Source organism: Bradyrhizobium sp. SZCCHNR1015 (genome assembly GCF_032489875.1).
Lineage (GTDB): Bacteria > Pseudomonadota > Alphaproteobacteria > Rhizobiales > Xanthobacteraceae > Bradyrhizobium.
Genome location: NZ_JAUEYW010000011.1, coordinates 105,388 through 121,382, shown reverse-complemented (window position 1 = coordinate 121,382; position 15,995 = coordinate 105,388). Strand labels below are relative to the sequence as shown.

The 15,995-nt window shown below is 64.2% G+C and carries 16 protein-coding genes and 1 tRNA gene; 12 read left to right on the top strand and 5 right to left on the bottom strand.

The window, feature by feature from the left end; genetic code table 11:
- Positions 1-47 precede the first annotated feature (47 nt).
- Both QX128_RS19605 and QX128_RS19600 read left to right on the top strand, forming a co-directional pair.
- Positions 48-1,430, top strand: coding sequence for a sigma-54 interaction domain-containing protein (locus QX128_RS19605; RefSeq protein WP_316217273.1), 1,383 nt, complete (start codon positions 48-50; stop codon positions 1,428-1,430).
- A gap of 145 nt (positions 1,431-1,575) precedes the next feature.
- Positions 1,576-2,118 carry a hypothetical protein gene (locus QX128_RS19600; protein ID WP_316238261.1) on the top strand — a complete coding sequence of 181 codons (543 nt, stop codon included), beginning with the start codon at positions 1,576-1,578 and terminating at the stop codon, positions 2,116-2,118.
- Between the two features lie 21 nt (positions 2,119-2,139).
- Here the strand turns inward: QX128_RS19600 and QX128_RS19595 are convergent.
- Positions 2,140-2,216 (bottom strand) — tRNA-Pro (locus QX128_RS19595).
- Between the two features lie 229 nt (positions 2,217-2,445).
- Between QX128_RS19595 and QX128_RS19590 the strand changes: the two genes are divergently transcribed.
- Genes QX128_RS19590 through QX128_RS19575 form a run of 4 tightly spaced genes read left to right on the top strand, consistent with a single transcriptional unit; the run spans position 2,446 to position 5,952 of the window.
- Positions 2,446-3,444 carry an L-threonylcarbamoyladenylate synthase gene (locus tag QX128_RS19590; RefSeq protein ID WP_315802186.1) on the top strand — a complete coding sequence of 333 codons (999 nt, stop codon included), beginning with the start codon at positions 2,446-2,448 and terminating at the stop codon, positions 3,442-3,444.
- A gap of 18 nt (positions 3,445-3,462) precedes the next feature.
- Entirely contained in the window at positions 3,463-4,890 is a 1,428-nt protein-coding gene (locus tag QX128_RS19585) for an FAD-binding oxidoreductase (protein WP_316238260.1), read from the top strand.
- A 15-nt stretch (positions 4,891-4,905) separates the two neighbouring features.
- Complete coding sequence (locus QX128_RS19580; RefSeq protein WP_316238259.1) at positions 4,906-5,361, top strand: GNAT family acetyltransferase; 456 nt, start codon at positions 4,906-4,908, stop codon at positions 5,359-5,361.
- A gap of 9 nt (positions 5,362-5,370) precedes the next feature.
- Positions 5,371-5,952, top strand: a complete 582-nt coding sequence (locus QX128_RS19575; protein WP_316238258.1) for an NUDIX domain-containing protein — start codon at positions 5,371-5,373, stop codon at positions 5,950-5,952.
- Between the two features lie 153 nt (positions 5,953-6,105).
- Here the strand turns inward: QX128_RS19575 and QX128_RS19570 are convergent, their stop codons facing one another.
- Positions 6,106-6,873, bottom strand: coding sequence for an SOS response-associated peptidase (locus QX128_RS19570; RefSeq protein ID WP_315802182.1), 768 nt, complete (start codon positions 6,871-6,873; stop codon positions 6,106-6,108).
- Between the two features lie 62 nt (positions 6,874-6,935).
- Here QX128_RS19570 and QX128_RS19565 point away from each other — a divergent pair, with 62 nt between their 5' ends.
- The 4 genes from QX128_RS19565 (at position 6,936) to QX128_RS19550 (ending at position 8,821) form a co-directional block, all read left to right on the top strand.
- Complete coding sequence (locus QX128_RS19565) at positions 6,936-7,490, top strand: hypothetical protein (protein ID WP_409997911.1); 555 nt, start codon at positions 6,936-6,938, stop codon at positions 7,488-7,490.
- 65 nt (positions 7,491-7,555) lie between these two features.
- The gene (locus QX128_RS19560; RefSeq protein ID WP_316238257.1) at positions 7,556-7,975 is read left to right on the top strand and encodes an NUDIX hydrolase; all 420 of its coding nucleotides are present in this window, start codon (positions 7,556-7,558) and stop codon (positions 7,973-7,975) included.
- Between the two features lie 31 nt (positions 7,976-8,006).
- Positions 8,007-8,405, top strand: coding sequence for a TIGR02301 family protein (locus QX128_RS19555; RefSeq protein WP_315802179.1), 399 nt, complete (start codon positions 8,007-8,009; stop codon positions 8,403-8,405).
- Between the two features lie 149 nt (positions 8,406-8,554).
- Positions 8,555-8,821 carry a hypothetical protein gene (locus QX128_RS19550; RefSeq protein WP_315717207.1) on the top strand — a complete coding sequence of 89 codons (267 nt, stop codon included), beginning with the start codon at positions 8,555-8,557 and terminating at the stop codon, positions 8,819-8,821.
- Between the two features lie 986 nt (positions 8,822-9,807).
- Here the strand turns inward: QX128_RS19550 and QX128_RS19545 are convergent.
- Together QX128_RS19545 and QX128_RS19540 are read right to left on the bottom strand one after the other, a co-directional pair.
- On the bottom strand, positions 9,808-11,394 hold the full coding sequence (locus QX128_RS19545; RefSeq protein WP_316238256.1) for an MAC/perforin domain-containing protein: 1,587 nt from the start codon (positions 11,392-11,394) through the stop codon (positions 9,808-9,810).
- Positions 11,395-11,755: 361 nt separating this feature from the next.
- Positions 11,756-12,199 (bottom strand): CBS domain-containing protein, encoded by a 444-nt coding sequence (locus tag QX128_RS19540; RefSeq protein ID WP_316238255.1) that lies wholly within the window; start codon positions 12,197-12,199, stop codon positions 11,756-11,758.
- A gap of 682 nt (positions 12,200-12,881) precedes the next feature.
- Here QX128_RS19540 and QX128_RS19535 point away from each other — a divergent pair.
- Positions 12,882-13,403: a protein phosphatase CheZ gene (locus QX128_RS19535; protein WP_315802854.1), complete on the top strand. Its 522-nt coding sequence runs from the start codon at positions 12,882-12,884 to the stop codon at positions 13,401-13,403.
- A gap of 173 nt (positions 13,404-13,576) precedes the next feature.
- Here the strand turns inward: QX128_RS19535 and QX128_RS19530 are convergent, their stop codons facing one another.
- Positions 13,577-14,911, bottom strand: a complete 1,335-nt coding sequence (locus tag QX128_RS19530) for a dihydroorotase (RefSeq protein ID WP_316238348.1) — start codon at positions 14,909-14,911, stop codon at positions 13,577-13,579.
- Positions 14,912-15,109: 198 nt separating this feature from the next.
- On the opposite strand from QX128_RS19530, the gene QX128_RS19525 reads away from it, so the two are divergent.
- A complete protein-coding gene (locus tag QX128_RS19525; RefSeq protein WP_316238254.1) occupies positions 15,110-15,994 on the top strand; it encodes a folate-binding protein in 885 nt (294 codons plus the stop codon).
- Position 15,995: the final 1 nt, after the last annotated feature.

Below are 15,995 nucleotides of genomic sequence, written 5' to 3'. Positions count from 1 at the left end.
TCCGTGGCACAGTGCAGCGGAGGAACGACACGGAGCGGCGGAGCAGGATGACGTCGAAAGCGCGAGTGCCGGGCCGGCTGCCAGAGGCCACGCGCCGGAAGCCCGAACTTGCATCTTATCTCGAAGCCCTTCCGGAGCCGCATATTCTCGTCGACGAGCAGTACCGGATCATCGCTTCAAACGCGGCCTATCGCGCCCACTTCAGCCCCAACGAATCGGTCGTCGGCCGCACCTGTTATGAAGTGTCACACCATTTCACCGTGCCTTGCGATCAGGCCGGAGAAAGCTGTCCGCGTGCGCGCCTGCAGAAAACCGGTCAGCGCGAGCGCGTGCTGCATCTGCATCACACGCCGATTGGCGAAGCCTACGTGAACATCGAGTTGACGCCAGTCCGCGACACGTTGGGACACGACGCCTGGTTTGTCGAGAAGATGGAGCCACTTCGGATTGCCAAGGGAGAGCCGGCGGCGCGAGGGTTGATCGGGCGTTCTGCGCCGTTTCGGCAGATGCTCGAACTGGTCGCGAGGGTTGGTCCATCGAACGCGAGCGTTTTGCTGCTTGGCGAGTCCGGCGTCGGCAAGGAGCTCGTCGCTGCGGCCGTTCACGAAGCGAGCATGCGCGCCTCGCACCCGCTGGTCGTCGTCGATTGCGCCAGCATGCCGGAGACCTTGTTCGAGAGCGAATTGTTCGGTCACGAAAAGGGCGCCTATACCGGCGCGCATACGGCAAAGAGCGGGCTGGTCGAAGCCGCCAGCGGCGGCACTCTGTTTCTCGACGAGGTCGGCGACATCCCCCTTGCGATGCAGGTGAAGCTGCTCCGGCTGCTCGAAAGCGGCACCTATCGCCGGGTCGGCAGCACGGAGCTGCGTCGCGCCGACGTGCGACTGGTCTCGGCAACGCATCGGGACCTCGAGCGCATGGTGGCAGACGGGCGCTTTCGCAACGATCTCTACTACCGATTGTCGACCTTTCCGATCCTTCTGCCGGCATTGCGCGACCGCCCCGGCGATCTACCGCTTCTCGCCGCGGCGCTGCTTGCCCGCGTGGCACCGGAGCGAAAGCTCACCTTGTCCCCCCCGGCACTCGAACGGCTCGAGGGCTACGCTTTTCCGGGCAATGTTCGCGAGTTGCGCAACGTGTTGGAGCGCGCGGCCCTGCTCTGCGATGACGATGTCATCTCAGCCGCAACGATCGAGCGTGCTCTGGCGTTGCGAGCGCCGGGCATCACGGGTCGCGACAATGCGCAGCGAACGGCAGCAAGGCTGCTGCATGCCGAGGATGAGAGCTCGCTGTCATTGAAGGAACGGGAAGCGCGAGCGCTTCGGACCGCCCTGTTGACGCATCGCGGCAATCGGGAAGCGCTTGCAAAATCCCTCGGCATCAGCCTGCGCACGCTTTACCGGAAGCTGAAGGAATTGGACGCTGGATAGGCGCTGTCGTCTACCAAGGAACTACGTCAAGTCCTCGCACACGAAAGAACAGGTCGTTGATGGGTGCGAGCACGCCGGCCGGCGGCCCGCTTCATCCTGATTGGGCTCTAAGCCCCCGGCGCGAGGAGACGATCCGCCGGACGCAATGGGTGCCGACGACGACGCATCCATGGATGGACCTCCATGCGATGGCCGCAGAACAAAGAAGGGCGGACCGCCGGCCAAGATCGCCAATCGGCTGCGGCCGCATCTGGTGCGCTGGCGTAAGATCGACGGATGCCGATCTGCAGAGCCGCGCGCAGCGGCCTTTTCGATACCGGCAAGGAGATCCGCTTCGATCAACCGCATGCACGATCGCCAGCCGCTCGCCGGCAAGATCCGCTCGGCATGGGGCATTCTGGAAGACGCAGGGCTTGGCGATGACGTCGTGCGTCACTCCCTGCGCCACACGGCCGCGACGTCGCTGACGCAGCAAGGCACCGACCATTGGCAAGCGGCCGGTTGGCTCGGCCCGACCGTCGAGCAGTTAGAGCAAACCTACGGCCCCCAGCATCAGGATTTCCAGGGCGAGGCGGCTGAGGCGTTTGGAGGAAGGCGGCAAATGCTCACGAACAGCCGATATGCCGAATGGTGCAGGGCGGCGCCGCGTGATTTCATTGTACGTTTCGTTGCGCTTCTCGGGAGATAAAAAGCTGAGCGCCTCAAAAAATGGTCGGAGCGGCAGGATTCGAACCTGCGACCCCTGCGTCCCGAACGCAGTGCTCTACCGGGCTGAGCCACGCTCCGACTTGGGAAGCCGGCTTATAGCGTCGGGTTTCCGTCTTCGCAAGGACACAAGGCAGGAAATCGCATCGAAATCGTCGATCGTCGGCGGAGGGGTTAACTGCTTGAGGCCGTGAGGCTTTGTCGGGCGGCCATGGCGCGGGCGCAATGCGACAGGCGAATTGTGCGCTTCATTCGAACGTCCCCGCCCGCTATAGCCGAGCGCGTAAGCCACCACCGTCTTGTACCATCGATGCCCACCGCACACACACCAGCGATCGAGACCAGGATCCTGCCCGCCGACGCGGCTGGAATCACACAGGCTGCGGCGACGTTCGCGCGCGGCGGACTGGTCGCGTTCCCGACCGAGACGGTCTATGGCCTCGGCGCCGACGCGGCCAACGCCGCAGCCATCGCCCGCCTCTACCAGGCCAAGGGCCGGCCTGCCTTCAATCCGTTGATCGTCCATGTCGCCGACATCGCGGCGGCACGGCGCATCGGCCGCTTCAATGCCACCGCCGAGCGTCTGGCCACCGCGTTCTGGCCGGGACCGCTGACCCTCGTGCTGCCGCAGAGCGACGGCTGCGCCGTGGCCGACCTCGCCACCGCCGGCCTCGATACGGTGGCAATCCGTGTGCCGGCGCATCCGATCGCGCAGGCGTTGCTCGCGGCGTTCGGCGGCGCCGTCGTGGCGCCCTCCGCCAACATCTCCGGCCACGTGTCGCCGACCACGGCGGCGCATGTCGCGGCCGATCTCACCGGGCGAATCGACCTCATCCTGGACGGTGGGCCGGTCGCGGTCGGCGTCGAATCGACCATCGTCGGCTGCTTCGATGCGCCGACGCTGCTGCGCCCGGGCGGAGTTCCAAGCGAGGCGATCGAGGCCGTGCTCGGCCGTGCGCTGGCGCGGCCCGCCGCAGACACCGAGACGTCCGAGCAACCACTGGCACCGGGCATGCTGGCCTCGCACTATGCTCCGCACGCTCACGTGCGCCTCGACGCCAGCGATGTCGCGCCTGGCGAGGCCCTGCTCGCCTTCGGCCCCGTCACCTTGCCCGGCGCCAGCGAAGCTGCCGCGATCCTCAACCTCTCCCCCGCCGGCGATCCGGCAGAGGCGGCGACGCATCTTTTCGGCTATCTTCGCAGCCTCGATGCCAAGGGCGCGCGCAGCATCGCCGTGATGCCGATCCCGAATGACGGTCTGGGCGAGGCCATCAACGACCGGCTGCGCCGCGCCGCCGCGCCGAGATAACATTGGAAGCGACCAACGATGAACATCAGCCAGCCTGCCGTGCCGCCGCTGCCACCCGACCTGATCGCGCAGTTCGCCGCCATCGTCGGCGAGCGCCAGGCGCTGACCGCGGAGACCGACGTCGCGCCTTACGTCACCGAGGAGCGCAACCTGTTCCACGGCCGCTCGCCGCTGGTGCTGCGCCCCGGCTCGACCGCCGAGGTCGCCGCGATCTGCAAGCTCGCCAGCCAGCTTCGCATCGCGCTGGTGCCGCAGGGCGGCAACACCGGCCTCGTCGGCGGCCAGACGCCGCACAATGGCGAGGTGGTGGTGTCGCTCAGGCGCATGGACAAGATTCGTGACGTCGACACCGCCTCCAACACGATGATCGCCGAGGCCGGCGTCGTGCTGCAGGTGGCGCAGCAGAAGGCAGCCGAGGTCGACCGGCTGTTTCCGCTGTCGCTGGGCGCCGAGGGCAGCTGCACCATCGGCGGCAATCTCTCGACCAACGCCGGCGGCACCGCCGCGCTCGCCTATGGCGTCGCGCGCGAGATGGCGCTCGGGGTCGAGGTCGTGCTGGCCGACGGGCGGGTGCTGAATGCGCTGTCCAAGCTCAAGAAAGACAACACCGGCTACGACCTGCGCAATCTGTTCATCGGCGCCGAAGGCACGCTCGGCATCATCACCGCGGCGAGCCTGAAGCTGTTCCCGAAGCCGCGCGCGATCGAGACCGCGTTCGTCGGGCTCAAATCGCCGGAGGACGCGCTGAAGCTGCTGGCGATCGCCCAACGCGAGGCTGCGGGCAGCCTCACCAGCTTCGAGCTGATCGCCGCGATCGCGCTCGATTTCTCGATCCGCCACGCCGCCGGCAACCGCGCGCCGCTCGCGGGCGCCCATCCCTGGTTCGTACTGATGGAGCTGTCGTCGTCGCGCGACGATGCCCGGGCCACGCTCGAGACCATCCTGGAGCAAGGCCTCGAAGACGGCATCGTCGACGACGCTGCGATCGCCGACAGCCTCGCCCAGCGCATGGCGTTCTGGAAGCTGCGCGAGGACATCTCCGCGGCGCAGAAGCCGGAGGGCGGCTCGATCAAGCACGACATCTCGGTGCCGGTCGCGGCAGTGCCGGCCTTCATTGCGGAGGCCAACGCCGCCGTGGTGAAGCTGATGCCCGGCGCACGCCCGGTGCCGTTCGGCCATCTCGGCGACGGCAACATCCACTACAATGTCAGCCAGCCCGTCGGCGCCAATACCGCCGACTATCTCGCGCGCTGGCACGAGGTCAACGCGGTCGTGTTCGAGATCGTGCTGCGGATGGGCGGCTCGATCTCGGCCGAGCACGGCATCGGCGTGCTCAAGCGCGACGAACTGCCGGACGTCAAGGACCCGACCGCGATCGCGCTGATGCGCGCGATCAAGGCGCAGTTCGATCCGCTGGGGATCATGAATCCCGGCAAGGTGCTCTAGGCTTTCGACGCTCACATGGACAGTCCCCCCGCCCTCGCGATCTCCGACATCACCGATGCCGACGTGCCCGCCATCATCGCGCTGTGGCAGCGCTGCGGCCTGACGCGGCCGTGGAACGATCCGGCCGCCGACATCGCGCTCGCCCGCCGCGGTGACAGTTCCACGATCCTGGTGGGCCGCGTGGGCGACGCAATCGCGGCTTCGGCGATGGTCGGCCATGACGGCCACCGCGGCTGGGTCTACTACGTCAGCGTCGATCCCGATCATCGCGGCCGAGACCTTGGCCGCGCCATCATGGACGCCGCCGAGGACTGGCTGCGCGCGCGCGGCATCGCAAAGCTGATGCTGATGGTCCGCGGCGACAACACCAGGGTGCAGGCGTTCTACCAGGCACTCGACTATGCCGTGCAGGACAGCGTGGTGTTCTCGAAATGGCTCGACGGCCGCCCGCCGACGCCGGGAATGAAGTAGAGGCCCAGCATGAGCATCTCCGACCGCATCCGCGTCCACGAGACGCGCGTGCTCTCCGACCATTACGGCACGCTGACCTCGACCAGGTTCGAGTGGCGGCGCGACGACGGCACCTGGCAGATGCAGAGCCGCGACGTGTTCGACCGCGGCAACGCGGCGGCGATCCTGCCCTACAATCTCGCGCAGCGCAGCGTCATCCTGGTCAAGCAGTTCCGCTATCCCGCCTTCGTCAACGGCCATGACGATCTCCTGATCGAGGCCGCGGCCGGTCTGCTCGACGACGCCTCGCCGGAGGAGCGCATCCGCCTCGAAGCCGAGGAGGAGACCGGCTTCCGGCTGCACGACGTCAGGTTCGTGTTCGAGGCGTTCATGAGCCCGGGTGTCGTCACCGAGAAGATCCATTTCTTCGTCGCCGCATACGAACCAGGGATGCGCGTCAGCGCCGGCGGCGGGCTCGCGCATGAGGGCGAGGAGATCGAGGTGCTGGAACTGTCGATCGACGCGGCGCTCACGATGATCGCCGACGGCCGCATACAGGATGCCAAGACCATCATGCTGCTGCAGCACGCGGCGTTGAGGATCTTTGGCTGAGCGCGGCCAACGCTCGGTCGCGGCTCTCGCTGCTCTGTCGTCCTTCGCGAAAGCGCGGGACCCAATATTCCACCGGCAACCGTTTCAGCACGAGAGGCCACGGCATACTGGATCCCTAGGGGATGACGATCTTCTCTGTCGAGATATCCCGCCTCAGAACAAACTCCCCTGCCCGTCATCGGCCACAGTTGAAACCTTGCGGGATGCAACCTTCTTCGCCGGCTTGCGCTGCGCGTCCTCGGCGGCGCGCATCTCCGCGGTCATCGGCAGCAGCAGTTGCTCGTCGTCGTTGGCCACCGTGTTGACGCGCGTCGACACCTCGTACCACGTGAACTCGCCCTCGCGAGGCGCGATCAGCAGCCTCATGGCCTCATCGGGATCGTCGGAACGGCAGTCGAGCCACAGCGAAAAATCATCCGGCCTGATCGTCACGGGAACACGATGATGCAGCGTGGCGAGATCGCGGCTCGCAGCCGCGGTGACGATCGCCACCGTGTCGACCTCCTCGCCGTTCGGCCCGCACCAGGTCTCGGCGAGGGCCGCGAAGCCGAGCGGCGCGTGGTCGCTGCGATGGATGAAGAACGGCCGCTTGCGGCCGTCGATCACCTGCCACTCGTAATACCCATCAGCGGGCACAAGGACGCGGCGCCGCCGTATCGCGTTCTTGAACGCGGGCTTCTCGCGTACGGACTCCGAACGCGCGTTGATCAGCAGCGTGAAACTACGGGGATCCTTGACCCAGGCCGGAATGAATCCCCAGCGCATGAGCCGGAAATGCCTGATGTCCTGATCCAGAAGAACTACGGGAATCGGCTGCGTCGGAGCGATATTGTGCCGCGGCGGAAAGTTCGGCTGTTCCTGGTAGCCGAAAATCTGCCTGAGAGCCGCGGGTGGTGAAGTGATCACGAAGCGTCCACACATAATCTCACTCAAATCGTCGTGTGTTCAGCACCTTTTAACTTGGGTTGCCAACACTGCAGCGGATGACCGCAGCGGCGACCCATTCCGTGCCTACCGATCGCACGACCCAACGACCGGCGGGCAGCGCCATTGACCCGGCGCGGGCCGCGATGCTGCGCGCTGCCAACATCAATCCACGCACCGGGCTCGCCACCGACTATCTGAATCATTTCAACGAAGCCGTGATGCTGCTTGAGATGATTCCCGATATTCCGGAATGCGCCGAGGATTTTCTGGCGTGGTCGCCGCTGACCTATCCAGAACATTTCACGCACACCAATTTCAAGGCCCGCGATCTCGTCATCGAGGCCTATGAGCAGGCCGACCCGGCGATTCGCGACAAGTTCGATCATCTCACGAAGACCATGACCGACATCCTGCTCGCGGTCGGCAGCGCGATGCGCGATGCCAAGCAGGACGCGACCAAGGCCAAGCTCGCCGAGCAGGCCGCCAACTGGGTCAAGCCGCTGGTGGCCCAGGCCGGCGGCATCATCAATGGCGACATCGAATTCGATTCGGAGCCCGTGGCCGAAGTCGATGAGGTCGACGCCGTCGACGCCATCATGGCGAGCTTCTGAGTTGCACGGGCTGCCGGCGCGGTCGTCTTCGCGCTACGGTGCAGACCCCGCCTGGAGCCATTGGCATGACCGCCCCGACGCCGCCCCGCCACCCCCAGCTCGCCGTCAGCGCCGCCATCTTCCGCGACGGCAGGCTCCTGCTGGTGCGTCGGGCGCGTTCCCCCGCCCAGGGCGTCTACACGCTGCCCGGCGGCCGGGTGGAGTTCGGCGAGACCCTGCACGAGGCCGTCGCGCGCGAGGTGATGGAGGAAACCGCCCTCTCGATCGCGATCGTCGGGCTGGCCGGCTGGCGCGAGGTGCTGCCGGCCCAGGGCGGCGGCGGCCACTACGTGATCCTTCCCTTTGCGGCGCGCTGGCGGGCCGGAGAGCCCCGGCTCGACCCGGAACTGGACGATTTTCAGTGGCGCCGCCCCGATGCGCTGGAGGGCCTGACGCTGACCGACGGGCTGCCGGAGATCATCGCCGCCGCACGGACCCTGGTGTAGGCGCCTTGCGTCCGCGACGGGGCAAAGGCATATGACGTCGGTGTTCCCCATGATCCCCAAGCGCCTCCTGGCCATCCTCATGCTCGTTGCCGCCTGCGCCGTCGTGCCGGCGCGCGCGCAGGATGCGGCCGCGCCGTTCGATGGCGATCTGCAGCGGCTGGCCGAGATCCTCGGAACCCTGCATTACCTCCGCGGCATCTGCGGCAGCAATGAAGGCGCCAAATGGCGCAACCAGATGCAGGCCCTGATCGATGCCGAGACCCCGTCGGGCGAGCGCCGCGCCCGCATGATCGCCGGCTTCAACCGCGGCTATAACGGCTTCCAGCAGACCTACCGGACCTGCACGCCGGCCGCGATGGTGGCAATCCGCCGCTACATCGACGAGGGGTCCAAGATCTCGCGCGACCTCACGGCGCGCTACGCCAACTGACGGCCGGGGATATCCCCGATTGCGTTAACCTTGTTAACCTTTCCTAAAGAACTGGCCTAGGCGTCCGCCGCCTGCGTGGTAAACCACACGGGTCCGGCGCGCCCGCGTTCGGAATCAACATGCCTCGCGGCCCCGCCAGACTGAATTCAATGAGCTTTCCCGTCACCTTCAGCGCCCTCCCCGCCGTCCTGCCCGACCACGAGCAGAAGCAGGCCGCGCTCAGCTACCTCAACGAAGCCTGGGCGGAAGCGCGCCATGACGGCGTCGACGGCGACTGCCTGGCGCAGGCCAGCCTGTTCGCGGCGCTGGCCGAGCTCGTGACGACCTATGGCGAGGACGCGGTCGCGACCTTCGTCGAGGGCCTGCCGGAGCGCGTCCGCAACGGCGAGTTCTCGCTGTCGCGCGCGACGCAGTAGGTTCTCCCGCTCCACGGACGGGCCGAGATCCGTCTTCACATCTCAAACAGCTCGAGACACGCCTCGTCGTCCTCGCGGCGCGATGCGTCCGAGCGATGACCGGCGTTCGTCCCTCGTTCAATCGAGGGCGCAGGGAAGGCTGGGCGTCGGCTGACGCCCATGGCCCCCGTGCGAACAAGAATGCACGGGGCAGGAACCACAGGTGCAGCCGGATGAGCCCAGCCTTCCCTGCGCGATGGTTTTAACGCTTACTCCGCGCTCTCCCTGGGGACCGGCTGTCTTGCCCCCATCACCTGCGCCGACGCTCTCGCATCGAACAGCAGGCTTGACCTCAGCATCGGGAGGCCAGGACCACACGGCTTCGTCGTCCGCATCGATGTTGTTCGTCCGCGCTAGCCAAAGCCGCGCTGCAACCCGACACGTCCACCGCCTCCCCGCCTCGCGTCTCGTGACGACCGCGCGTACGCCCCTCTCGTTGAGGCGGGATGGCGAAGGAGTGACACGGATTCTGGAAAAACGAAAGTGAAATCTTTCGTCCGGAAGGTGCTGCGAACGCGATCACGTTGAGACGATGCGCAAAATTGCCGTTTCGTCGCATGCGTCTCGTATAGTTGCGGTGAGCAGGAACGAGGGCGTTACAAACAAAATCGCGCAACTGATTCGCCCGACGGGCGGCCCGGCACAGCGACCGTCAACCCCATCCTATCGACGTGAAGAATAAACATAGCCCGACCGCCCTACTCATGAATGCGCCTCTCCCCCCTCGCGTGAGCAGATCGGAAAATCACAACAAAAATAGCCATGCGCAGAGCTTGTAATCCTTTCAGCGCTCCACAGTCACGACGGCGCATAACAACCGGTCGATCAATCCAGCGCCCCAATCAGACCGCTCGGCCTTCGAAGGCGGACATTATCCAGCCCACGACAAATGTCCGAAAAGGGCCAATAGCAGACATCGAACAGTTGTCTTCAGCGGCGCGCAATAACTAAGTTAGACGCAAGTCAAATGTGGCAGAGTTGCCTTCAAGCCAAGCATTATTGCAGAAAGCCCCGTATATCTTTCCGTTCTCTCGGCAAAGGACCTCTACTTTCTCAAGTGACCAGCCGCCCCTCTTGCCCTTTCCATCGTGAATCACATCAATTTTGGTTAGTTCACCTAAATCAGGCAGTGGTCCGAATTGGATAGAATCGACGGCACCCTTGTTGTGATTATCACGCCCGTCGTCATGGAGCATCTTGGGTGATTCGTGAGATTTTTCGAGCGGGTCGATTCCATGCAATATAATCGAAATCCCTGCGTCTGTGCCCGCGCCCGTGCCAGAACCGGTGTAAGTCGTTACTATGTAATTGACTGCTCTAGCGGCTCCATCCATTAGACCGCCTTCTTTGAATGGGCTCGAGACCTTATCTGCAAACACCCTCCTATTTGACTCGAGTTCAGCGCGCCGAGCACCAACTGCCAGATCAGAGATGGCCGTGAGCGGCTTCTTAGTTGTCATCAATGTGAAATCGATGAAGGCGGGCTTGATAGCTATAGAATCTTTCCAGCGTTGATACGAGGCTTCGTCGACAATAGAACCACCGCCCTTCGTTTCGTCGCCGCCGATCGTCTCGGTCAGAGATCTTGAATGTTCTTGATACATTGACAATGATTTGCTGGACTGTACGCTGACGCCTGCCCCAACCAGATCTAAAAAGTCGGCTTCGGCCGTGACTTCAAGGTCGGTGTGGGAGTCAAGGAAGAATGTGTCCACGGAAGACATGTGGTTCAGACGCCCACCCATAATGACGCCCGTCACGAACGAAAGGCCGAATTCCTCGAAAAGTCGATCAGGTGGCCATTGGCCATCTGCGTTATCGATCGCGTTTAATGCCTCGACGGTCAGATAGTTACGTAGATCATTTCGATCATCGAGATGTATAGAGAATACTTGTGTGGTGTCGATCACGTTTGTGAACGCTGAATACATATCTCGCGTTGTCGATATCTCGTAGTCCTCTTCAGCCTGCGCATGAAAGCCAAGCAGCCCAGCTTCCAGGCCTGCCTTTTCAGAAAGTTTTTGTGCGTATTCGACCTTAGTCTTGGCAACGATCGTGTCTCTTTTCGATTGTGATAACTCGTGAATTGTAACAATTGGCCAATGGCTGTATGTCGTGTTTCCAATGCGGGTCTGCGCCAATGGAGACATTTTTCCAATGTCAAACAAACGACGCTTCAGTGAGGATGCCTCGGCGTAGGGGCCAAACACGTTGTAGCCACAGCCGATCACTTCGAGACCAGGCGGTGCATGGACGCCGAATTGAGCTAAGAACTTGGATGAAAACTGCCGATAGTCATCAAAGCCCCTTGCATCATTGATAATCATTGTTTTTAGGCCGGCATGGGCGGCCGTATGGAACAGGAGCATTTCGGTAGAGGCTGGTAGACGAGTCGCAGCTCCGCTTGCTGGATGTTTGGCGACACCGGGCGCTCGGGGGCTGGACGGCACGAGCGGTTTACGAGCGGCAACCACTCCAGCGCGAAACGGACGGTTTACATCGGGCTGCTCGATATGGATTTTTTCCCTGAACATCGGATGCCTCCCAAAGATGTTTATTTTTTTATATAGTACTAGAAATTGCACTGAAGATTGACATGTATCAAACGGCGCTTCCTTTATTTGGGCAGCCAAGACTTCGTAATTGGCATTAAAGCAAAGTTCCGCAGGACATAATAACTGCAAAGTCCGCGGTGGATTGATACTCGAAGGAAGCGTTACGCATCACGAGCATGCGACATGCATGTCCGGCCTGGGTCACAAGCGGCCGATCGACGTCCCGAACGCCTACTTCCGGTTGAACATCAAAAGCAGACCTGCACGCGAGCCAGCGACTAGGTCCGTAACGCGCCACGAACACACCTACATGGAGCGCGACGGCACCGTGGTTCGTCTGTCAGCCTCCGGGGCCGTCTTTCATGATGTAGCCCATCAGGTCGTCCACGTCGTGCTCCAGATCGCGGATGATGTTCTTGACGACGTCTCCGATCGAGATCACGCCCACGACCTTGCCCGCGTCCAGCACTGGCAGATGGCGAAAACTGCGCTGCGACATCATGGCCATGCAACCGTCCAGCGGGTGGTCCGGCCTGACCGTCACCGGGTTGGGCGTCATCACTTGGCCGACCAGCGTCTGCTTCGCATCGAGCCCGGGCAGCAGCACCTTGATGGCGCAGTCACCCTGGGTCACGATACCGACCAGCACGTCGTCGTCGATGACCAGCACCGAGCGCACCCGGTTGTCGCGCATCTGGCGCAAGGCTTCGACGACCATGTCGCCGGAGCGAACATGGATCAGGGCGCCACTCTTCTGGGCCAGAGCGCTTCTTACCGTGCTCATCGATCTCCTCCCCTGGACCCGGTTCTGTCCCGCCTTGATGGTCCGCCTCGAAGGATAGTCGAATTGCCTGGCCGCGTCAGCACCGCTGCCGAGGCCGTGCGCCGGCCCGTGAACCGAACGACGTCTGGGTAAGGGGCGGCCTCTTGATCCCTGGGGATTGCAGACGCCGGGGCCTGCCAGGAGGGTGGAACCGTCGGGTGCCGCCCAAAATGCTGCTCGGCAAGCGTATGTCGATCGACCCTGGCGGTCAGGTGGACAGCGGTGGCGTACCGCAGCTCCTCCCCCACGTCCGCATCGCCCCTGGCGGCGGACATTCGCCTTCATTGGCCGAGCCCCACGCGCTCATTCAGGCTCGAAGGCAGTCGTAGCGCTGGGATCCGACAGCGGACGAGGAACTGCCCAACGGCAGCCCTTGGCAGCCATGTCGCGTCCGAAACCCTTCACCATTTGAAGGCTTCTGACGTCAATGAAAATGCGCCCTTAACGAAATCAGGGAAAGATGGGGAGCTAGTCTTCACCTCGCTGACCGCGGTACCTTTTCGAGCTCAAGGGGACTCTCGATAGCCGTGTCGCGAGCTGGTCCCGCAGAACCGAAATCCCTTGCCTGAAGGGCAGACCGGGGCTCGTAGCTGTCGCGTGAAGAATTAGTAAGGAAACGTTAAGGAAGAGTCGGGGATTTCGGATGATTGCGCCAGAAGAAGAGAGGATGCTGAAAACGCTCCTGGTCGAGATGTTCGCCCACATCAACAGCATGCGGCGGGAATTCGCAGCTCTTCAAGGCGACAGCAAGAACAACTTCGCGACGATGGCGGACACCCTCGACGCGATCGTCGAGAATACGGAGGTGGCCGGGAACGCGATCCTCGAAAGCATGGAGACGATCGGCACCAGCGTCACGAAGTTGCAGAAGGTCAAGGACCCGACGGCCGCAGCGGTTTGCGACGAGATCCTCGACAGCTCGAACAAGGTGTTCGAGGCGTGCGCGTTTCAGGACCTCACCGGGCAGCGGATCACGCGCGTAGTCAAGTCGTTGAAGTTCATGGAGGACCACATCAACAGGCTGGTCCGGATGTGGGGAAAAGAGGAACTGGCCCGGCTCGCCGCCGAGGTCGCCGCCCCAAGCACCGAGCCGGACTTGCTGGAGGGCCCGAAGCGGGTGGGCGTGGCGATTTCGCAAGACGATATCGACAAGCTGTTTGCTTGAACGGCCTCGGATGTCGCGGGCCAACGATCAGATCGGGCGGCGCAGCTCAGCCAATCTCGCAGCCCGGACGAACGCAGCGACCGGGCTATGCGCCCTCTCCCCTTAAGGGGAGCGGGCGCTGCATCTGGCGTCTGGCAGCCCGTCATAGCGGAGCAAACTAGCACGCAGCGCCGTTACGGCCGCAGCGTCTCCATGAAGCTGACAGGCTCGCCCGTGGCCGGCGTCAGCAGCTCGCCCTGCCACATCACGCGTTGGCCGCGGACGAAGGTGCCGACCGGCCAGCCGGTGACGCGCAGGCCATCATAGGGCGTCCAGCCGGCTTTCGACGCCACCCACTCGTTGGTGATGGTCTCGCTGCGCTTGAGGTTCACGATCGTGAGATCGGCGTCGTAGCCGGCGGCGATGCGGCCCTTGCGCGCGATGTTGTAGATGCGGGCGGGGCCGGCGCTGGTGAGGTCGACGAAACGCTGCAGCGACAGCCGGCCGGCATTGACGTGGTCGAGCATGATGGGCACCAGGGTCTGCACGCCGGTCATGCCGGAGGGCGAGGCCGGATAGGTCTTGGACTTCTCCTCGGCGGTGTGCGGCGCGTGGTCGGAGCCGAGGATGTCGACGATGCCCTGATGGACGCCCCACCAGATCACGTCGCGATGATCGGCCGAGCGCACCGGCGGATTCATCTGCGCATAGGTGCCGAGCCGCTCGTAGCACTCGGGCGCGGCCAGGGTGAGATGGTGCGGCGTCGCCTCGACGGTGGCGACGTCCTTGTGGTCGCGCAGGTACACGATCTCCTCCTTGGTGGAGATGTGCAGCACGTGAATGCGCTTGCCGGTCTCGTGCGCGAGATTGACGAGACGCTGCGTGGCGCGCAGCGCCGCCTCCTCGTCGCGCCAGACGGGGTGCGAGCGCGGATCGTTCTCGACGCGCAGGTCCTTGCGCTCGTTGAGGCGGTACTCGTCCTCGGCGTGGAACGCGGCACGGCGGCGGATCACCTGGAAGATGCGGCGCAGGCTGTCGTCGTCCTCGACCAGCAGCGAGCCGGTGGAGGAGCCGACGAACACTTTCACGCCGGCGCAGCCCTCGGCGCGCTCCAGCACCGGCAATTGCTCGACGTTCTCGCGGGTGCCGCCGATGAAGAAGGCGAAGTCGCAATGCATGCGATGACGGCCGGCTTCGACCTTGGCGGTGAAGGCCTCCTCGGTCACCGTCAGCGGATTGGTGTTGGGCATCTCGAACACGGCGGTGACGCCGCCCATCACGGCGCTGCGCGAGCCGGTTTCGAGGTCCTCCTTGTGAGTGAGGCCAGGCTCGCGGAAATGCACCTGGGTGTCGATCACGCCGGGCAGCACGTGCAGGCCGGTACAGTCGATGATCTCGGCGGCTGAGGCGGCGCCGAGATTGCCGATCTCGACGATGCGCCCGGCGGAGATACCGACGTCGCGGACACCCTCGCCGTCCTGATTGACCACGGTGCCGGATTTCAGAATGACGTCGAACCGCGCGCTCATGAAGCCCTCATAGGATTTCATTCTCCTGACAACCCCAAGACAGCTCGATCATGCTGCGCGCCTGCCCATTTGCTGGCCTCCGGCGGCACGCGAGTCTCGATCTTTAGAATGAAGCCACCGCGCGGCGGCGTTTCAGCCTTGTGGTTTATGCCTGGGCGGCTTACGTTTCAGTGCGGCCTGTCGCAAGAGGTTTTTCGAATGAAGGCGACGTTTCTCGACGACCGGGGCGTGGTCCAGGTCAGCGGCGAGGATGCACGCAAGTTCCTCAACGGTCTCTTCACCACCGACGTCACCAAGCTCACGCCCGGCGAGGCCCGGTTCGGCGCGCTGCTGACGCCGCAGGGCAAGATCATCGTCGATTTCCTGGTGGCGCAGGTGGCGGCGGCCGACGCCGGCGAGCGCTTCCTGCTCGACTGTCCGCGCGCGCTCGCCCAGGCGCTCACCGACAAGCTGAATCTCTACAAGCTCAGGGCCAAGGTTGCGGTCAGCAATCTGTCCGACCAGGTCGGCGTGATCGCGGTCTGGGATGGCGCCATCGGCGCCACGCCGGAGCCGAGCGTCGCCGATCCGCGTCATGAGAGCCTCGGCGCACGCGTCATTGCGCCGCAGGAGGCGCTGGCGGAGATCGCCGCACGGCTCGGCGCCGAGCTCGTCGATTCCGCCGCCTATGAAGCGCATCGCATCGACTGCAGCGTGCCGCGCGGCGGGCTCGACTTCATGTATGGCGACGCCTTCCCGCACGAGACCAACATGGACCGGCTGCACGGCGTCGACGTCGGCAAGGGCTGCTATGTCGGCCAGGAGGTCGTGAGCCGCATGCATCATCGCGGCACCACGCGCACACGCGCGGCGAAGGTGCTGCTCGACGGGCCGGGTCCGGAGCCCGGCACGCCGATTCTGGCCGGCGACAAGACCGTCGGCACGATGGGCTCGGCCGCCGCGCAGAAGGGCATGGCGTTGCTGCGCATCGACCGCGCCGCCGAGGCATTGGAGGCGGGAACGCCGCTCACCGCGGGCGGCCTCGTTCTGCGCATCGCCGATCCCGACGCGCTGCAGGGCGCGCCCAAGCAGACGGTCGCCTGAG

What these genes read in the sequence shown, in the direction of transcription:
- QX128_RS19605 (WP_316217273.1), top strand. Translation starts at nt 48, where the DNA reads ATGACGTCGAAAGCGCGAGTGCCGGGCCGGCTGCCAGAGGCCACGCGC.
- QX128_RS19600 (WP_316238261.1), top strand. Translation starts at nt 1,576, where the DNA reads ATGGGTGCCGACGACGACGCATCCATGGATGGACCTCCATGCGATGGC.
- QX128_RS19590 (WP_315802186.1), top strand. Translation starts at nt 2,446, where the DNA reads ATGCCCACCGCACACACACCAGCGATCGAGACCAGGATCCTGCCCGCC.
- QX128_RS19585 (WP_316238260.1), top strand. Translation starts at nt 3,463, where the DNA reads ATGAACATCAGCCAGCCTGCCGTGCCGCCGCTGCCACCCGACCTGATC.
- QX128_RS19580 (WP_316238259.1), top strand. Translation starts at nt 4,906, where the DNA reads ATGGACAGTCCCCCCGCCCTCGCGATCTCCGACATCACCGATGCCGAC.
- QX128_RS19575 (WP_316238258.1), top strand. Translation starts at nt 5,371, where the DNA reads ATGAGCATCTCCGACCGCATCCGCGTCCACGAGACGCGCGTGCTCTCC.
- QX128_RS19570 (WP_315802182.1), bottom strand. Translation starts at nt 6,873, where the DNA reads ATGTGTGGACGCTTCGTGATCACTTCACCACCCGCGGCTCTCAGGCAG.
- QX128_RS19565 (WP_409997911.1), top strand. Translation starts at nt 6,936, where the DNA reads ATGACCGCAGCGGCGACCCATTCCGTGCCTACCGATCGCACGACCCAA.
- QX128_RS19560 (WP_316238257.1), top strand. Translation starts at nt 7,556, where the DNA reads ATGACCGCCCCGACGCCGCCCCGCCACCCCCAGCTCGCCGTCAGCGCC.
- QX128_RS19555 (WP_315802179.1), top strand. Translation starts at nt 8,007, where the DNA reads ATGACGTCGGTGTTCCCCATGATCCCCAAGCGCCTCCTGGCCATCCTC.
- QX128_RS19550 (WP_315717207.1), top strand. Translation starts at nt 8,555, where the DNA reads ATGAGCTTTCCCGTCACCTTCAGCGCCCTCCCCGCCGTCCTGCCCGAC.
- QX128_RS19545 (WP_316238256.1), bottom strand. Translation starts at nt 11,394, where the DNA reads ATGTTCAGGGAAAAAATCCATATCGAGCAGCCCGATGTAAACCGTCCG.
- QX128_RS19540 (WP_316238255.1), bottom strand. Translation starts at nt 12,199, where the DNA reads ATGAGCACGGTAAGAAGCGCTCTGGCCCAGAAGAGTGGCGCCCTGATC.
- QX128_RS19535 (WP_315802854.1), top strand. Translation starts at nt 12,882, where the DNA reads ATGATTGCGCCAGAAGAAGAGAGGATGCTGAAAACGCTCCTGGTCGAG.
- QX128_RS19530 (WP_316238348.1), bottom strand. Translation starts at nt 14,911, where the DNA reads ATGAGCGCGCGGTTCGACGTCATTCTGAAATCCGGCACCGTGGTCAAT.
- QX128_RS19525 (WP_316238254.1), top strand. Translation starts at nt 15,110, where the DNA reads ATGAAGGCGACGTTTCTCGACGACCGGGGCGTGGTCCAGGTCAGCGGC.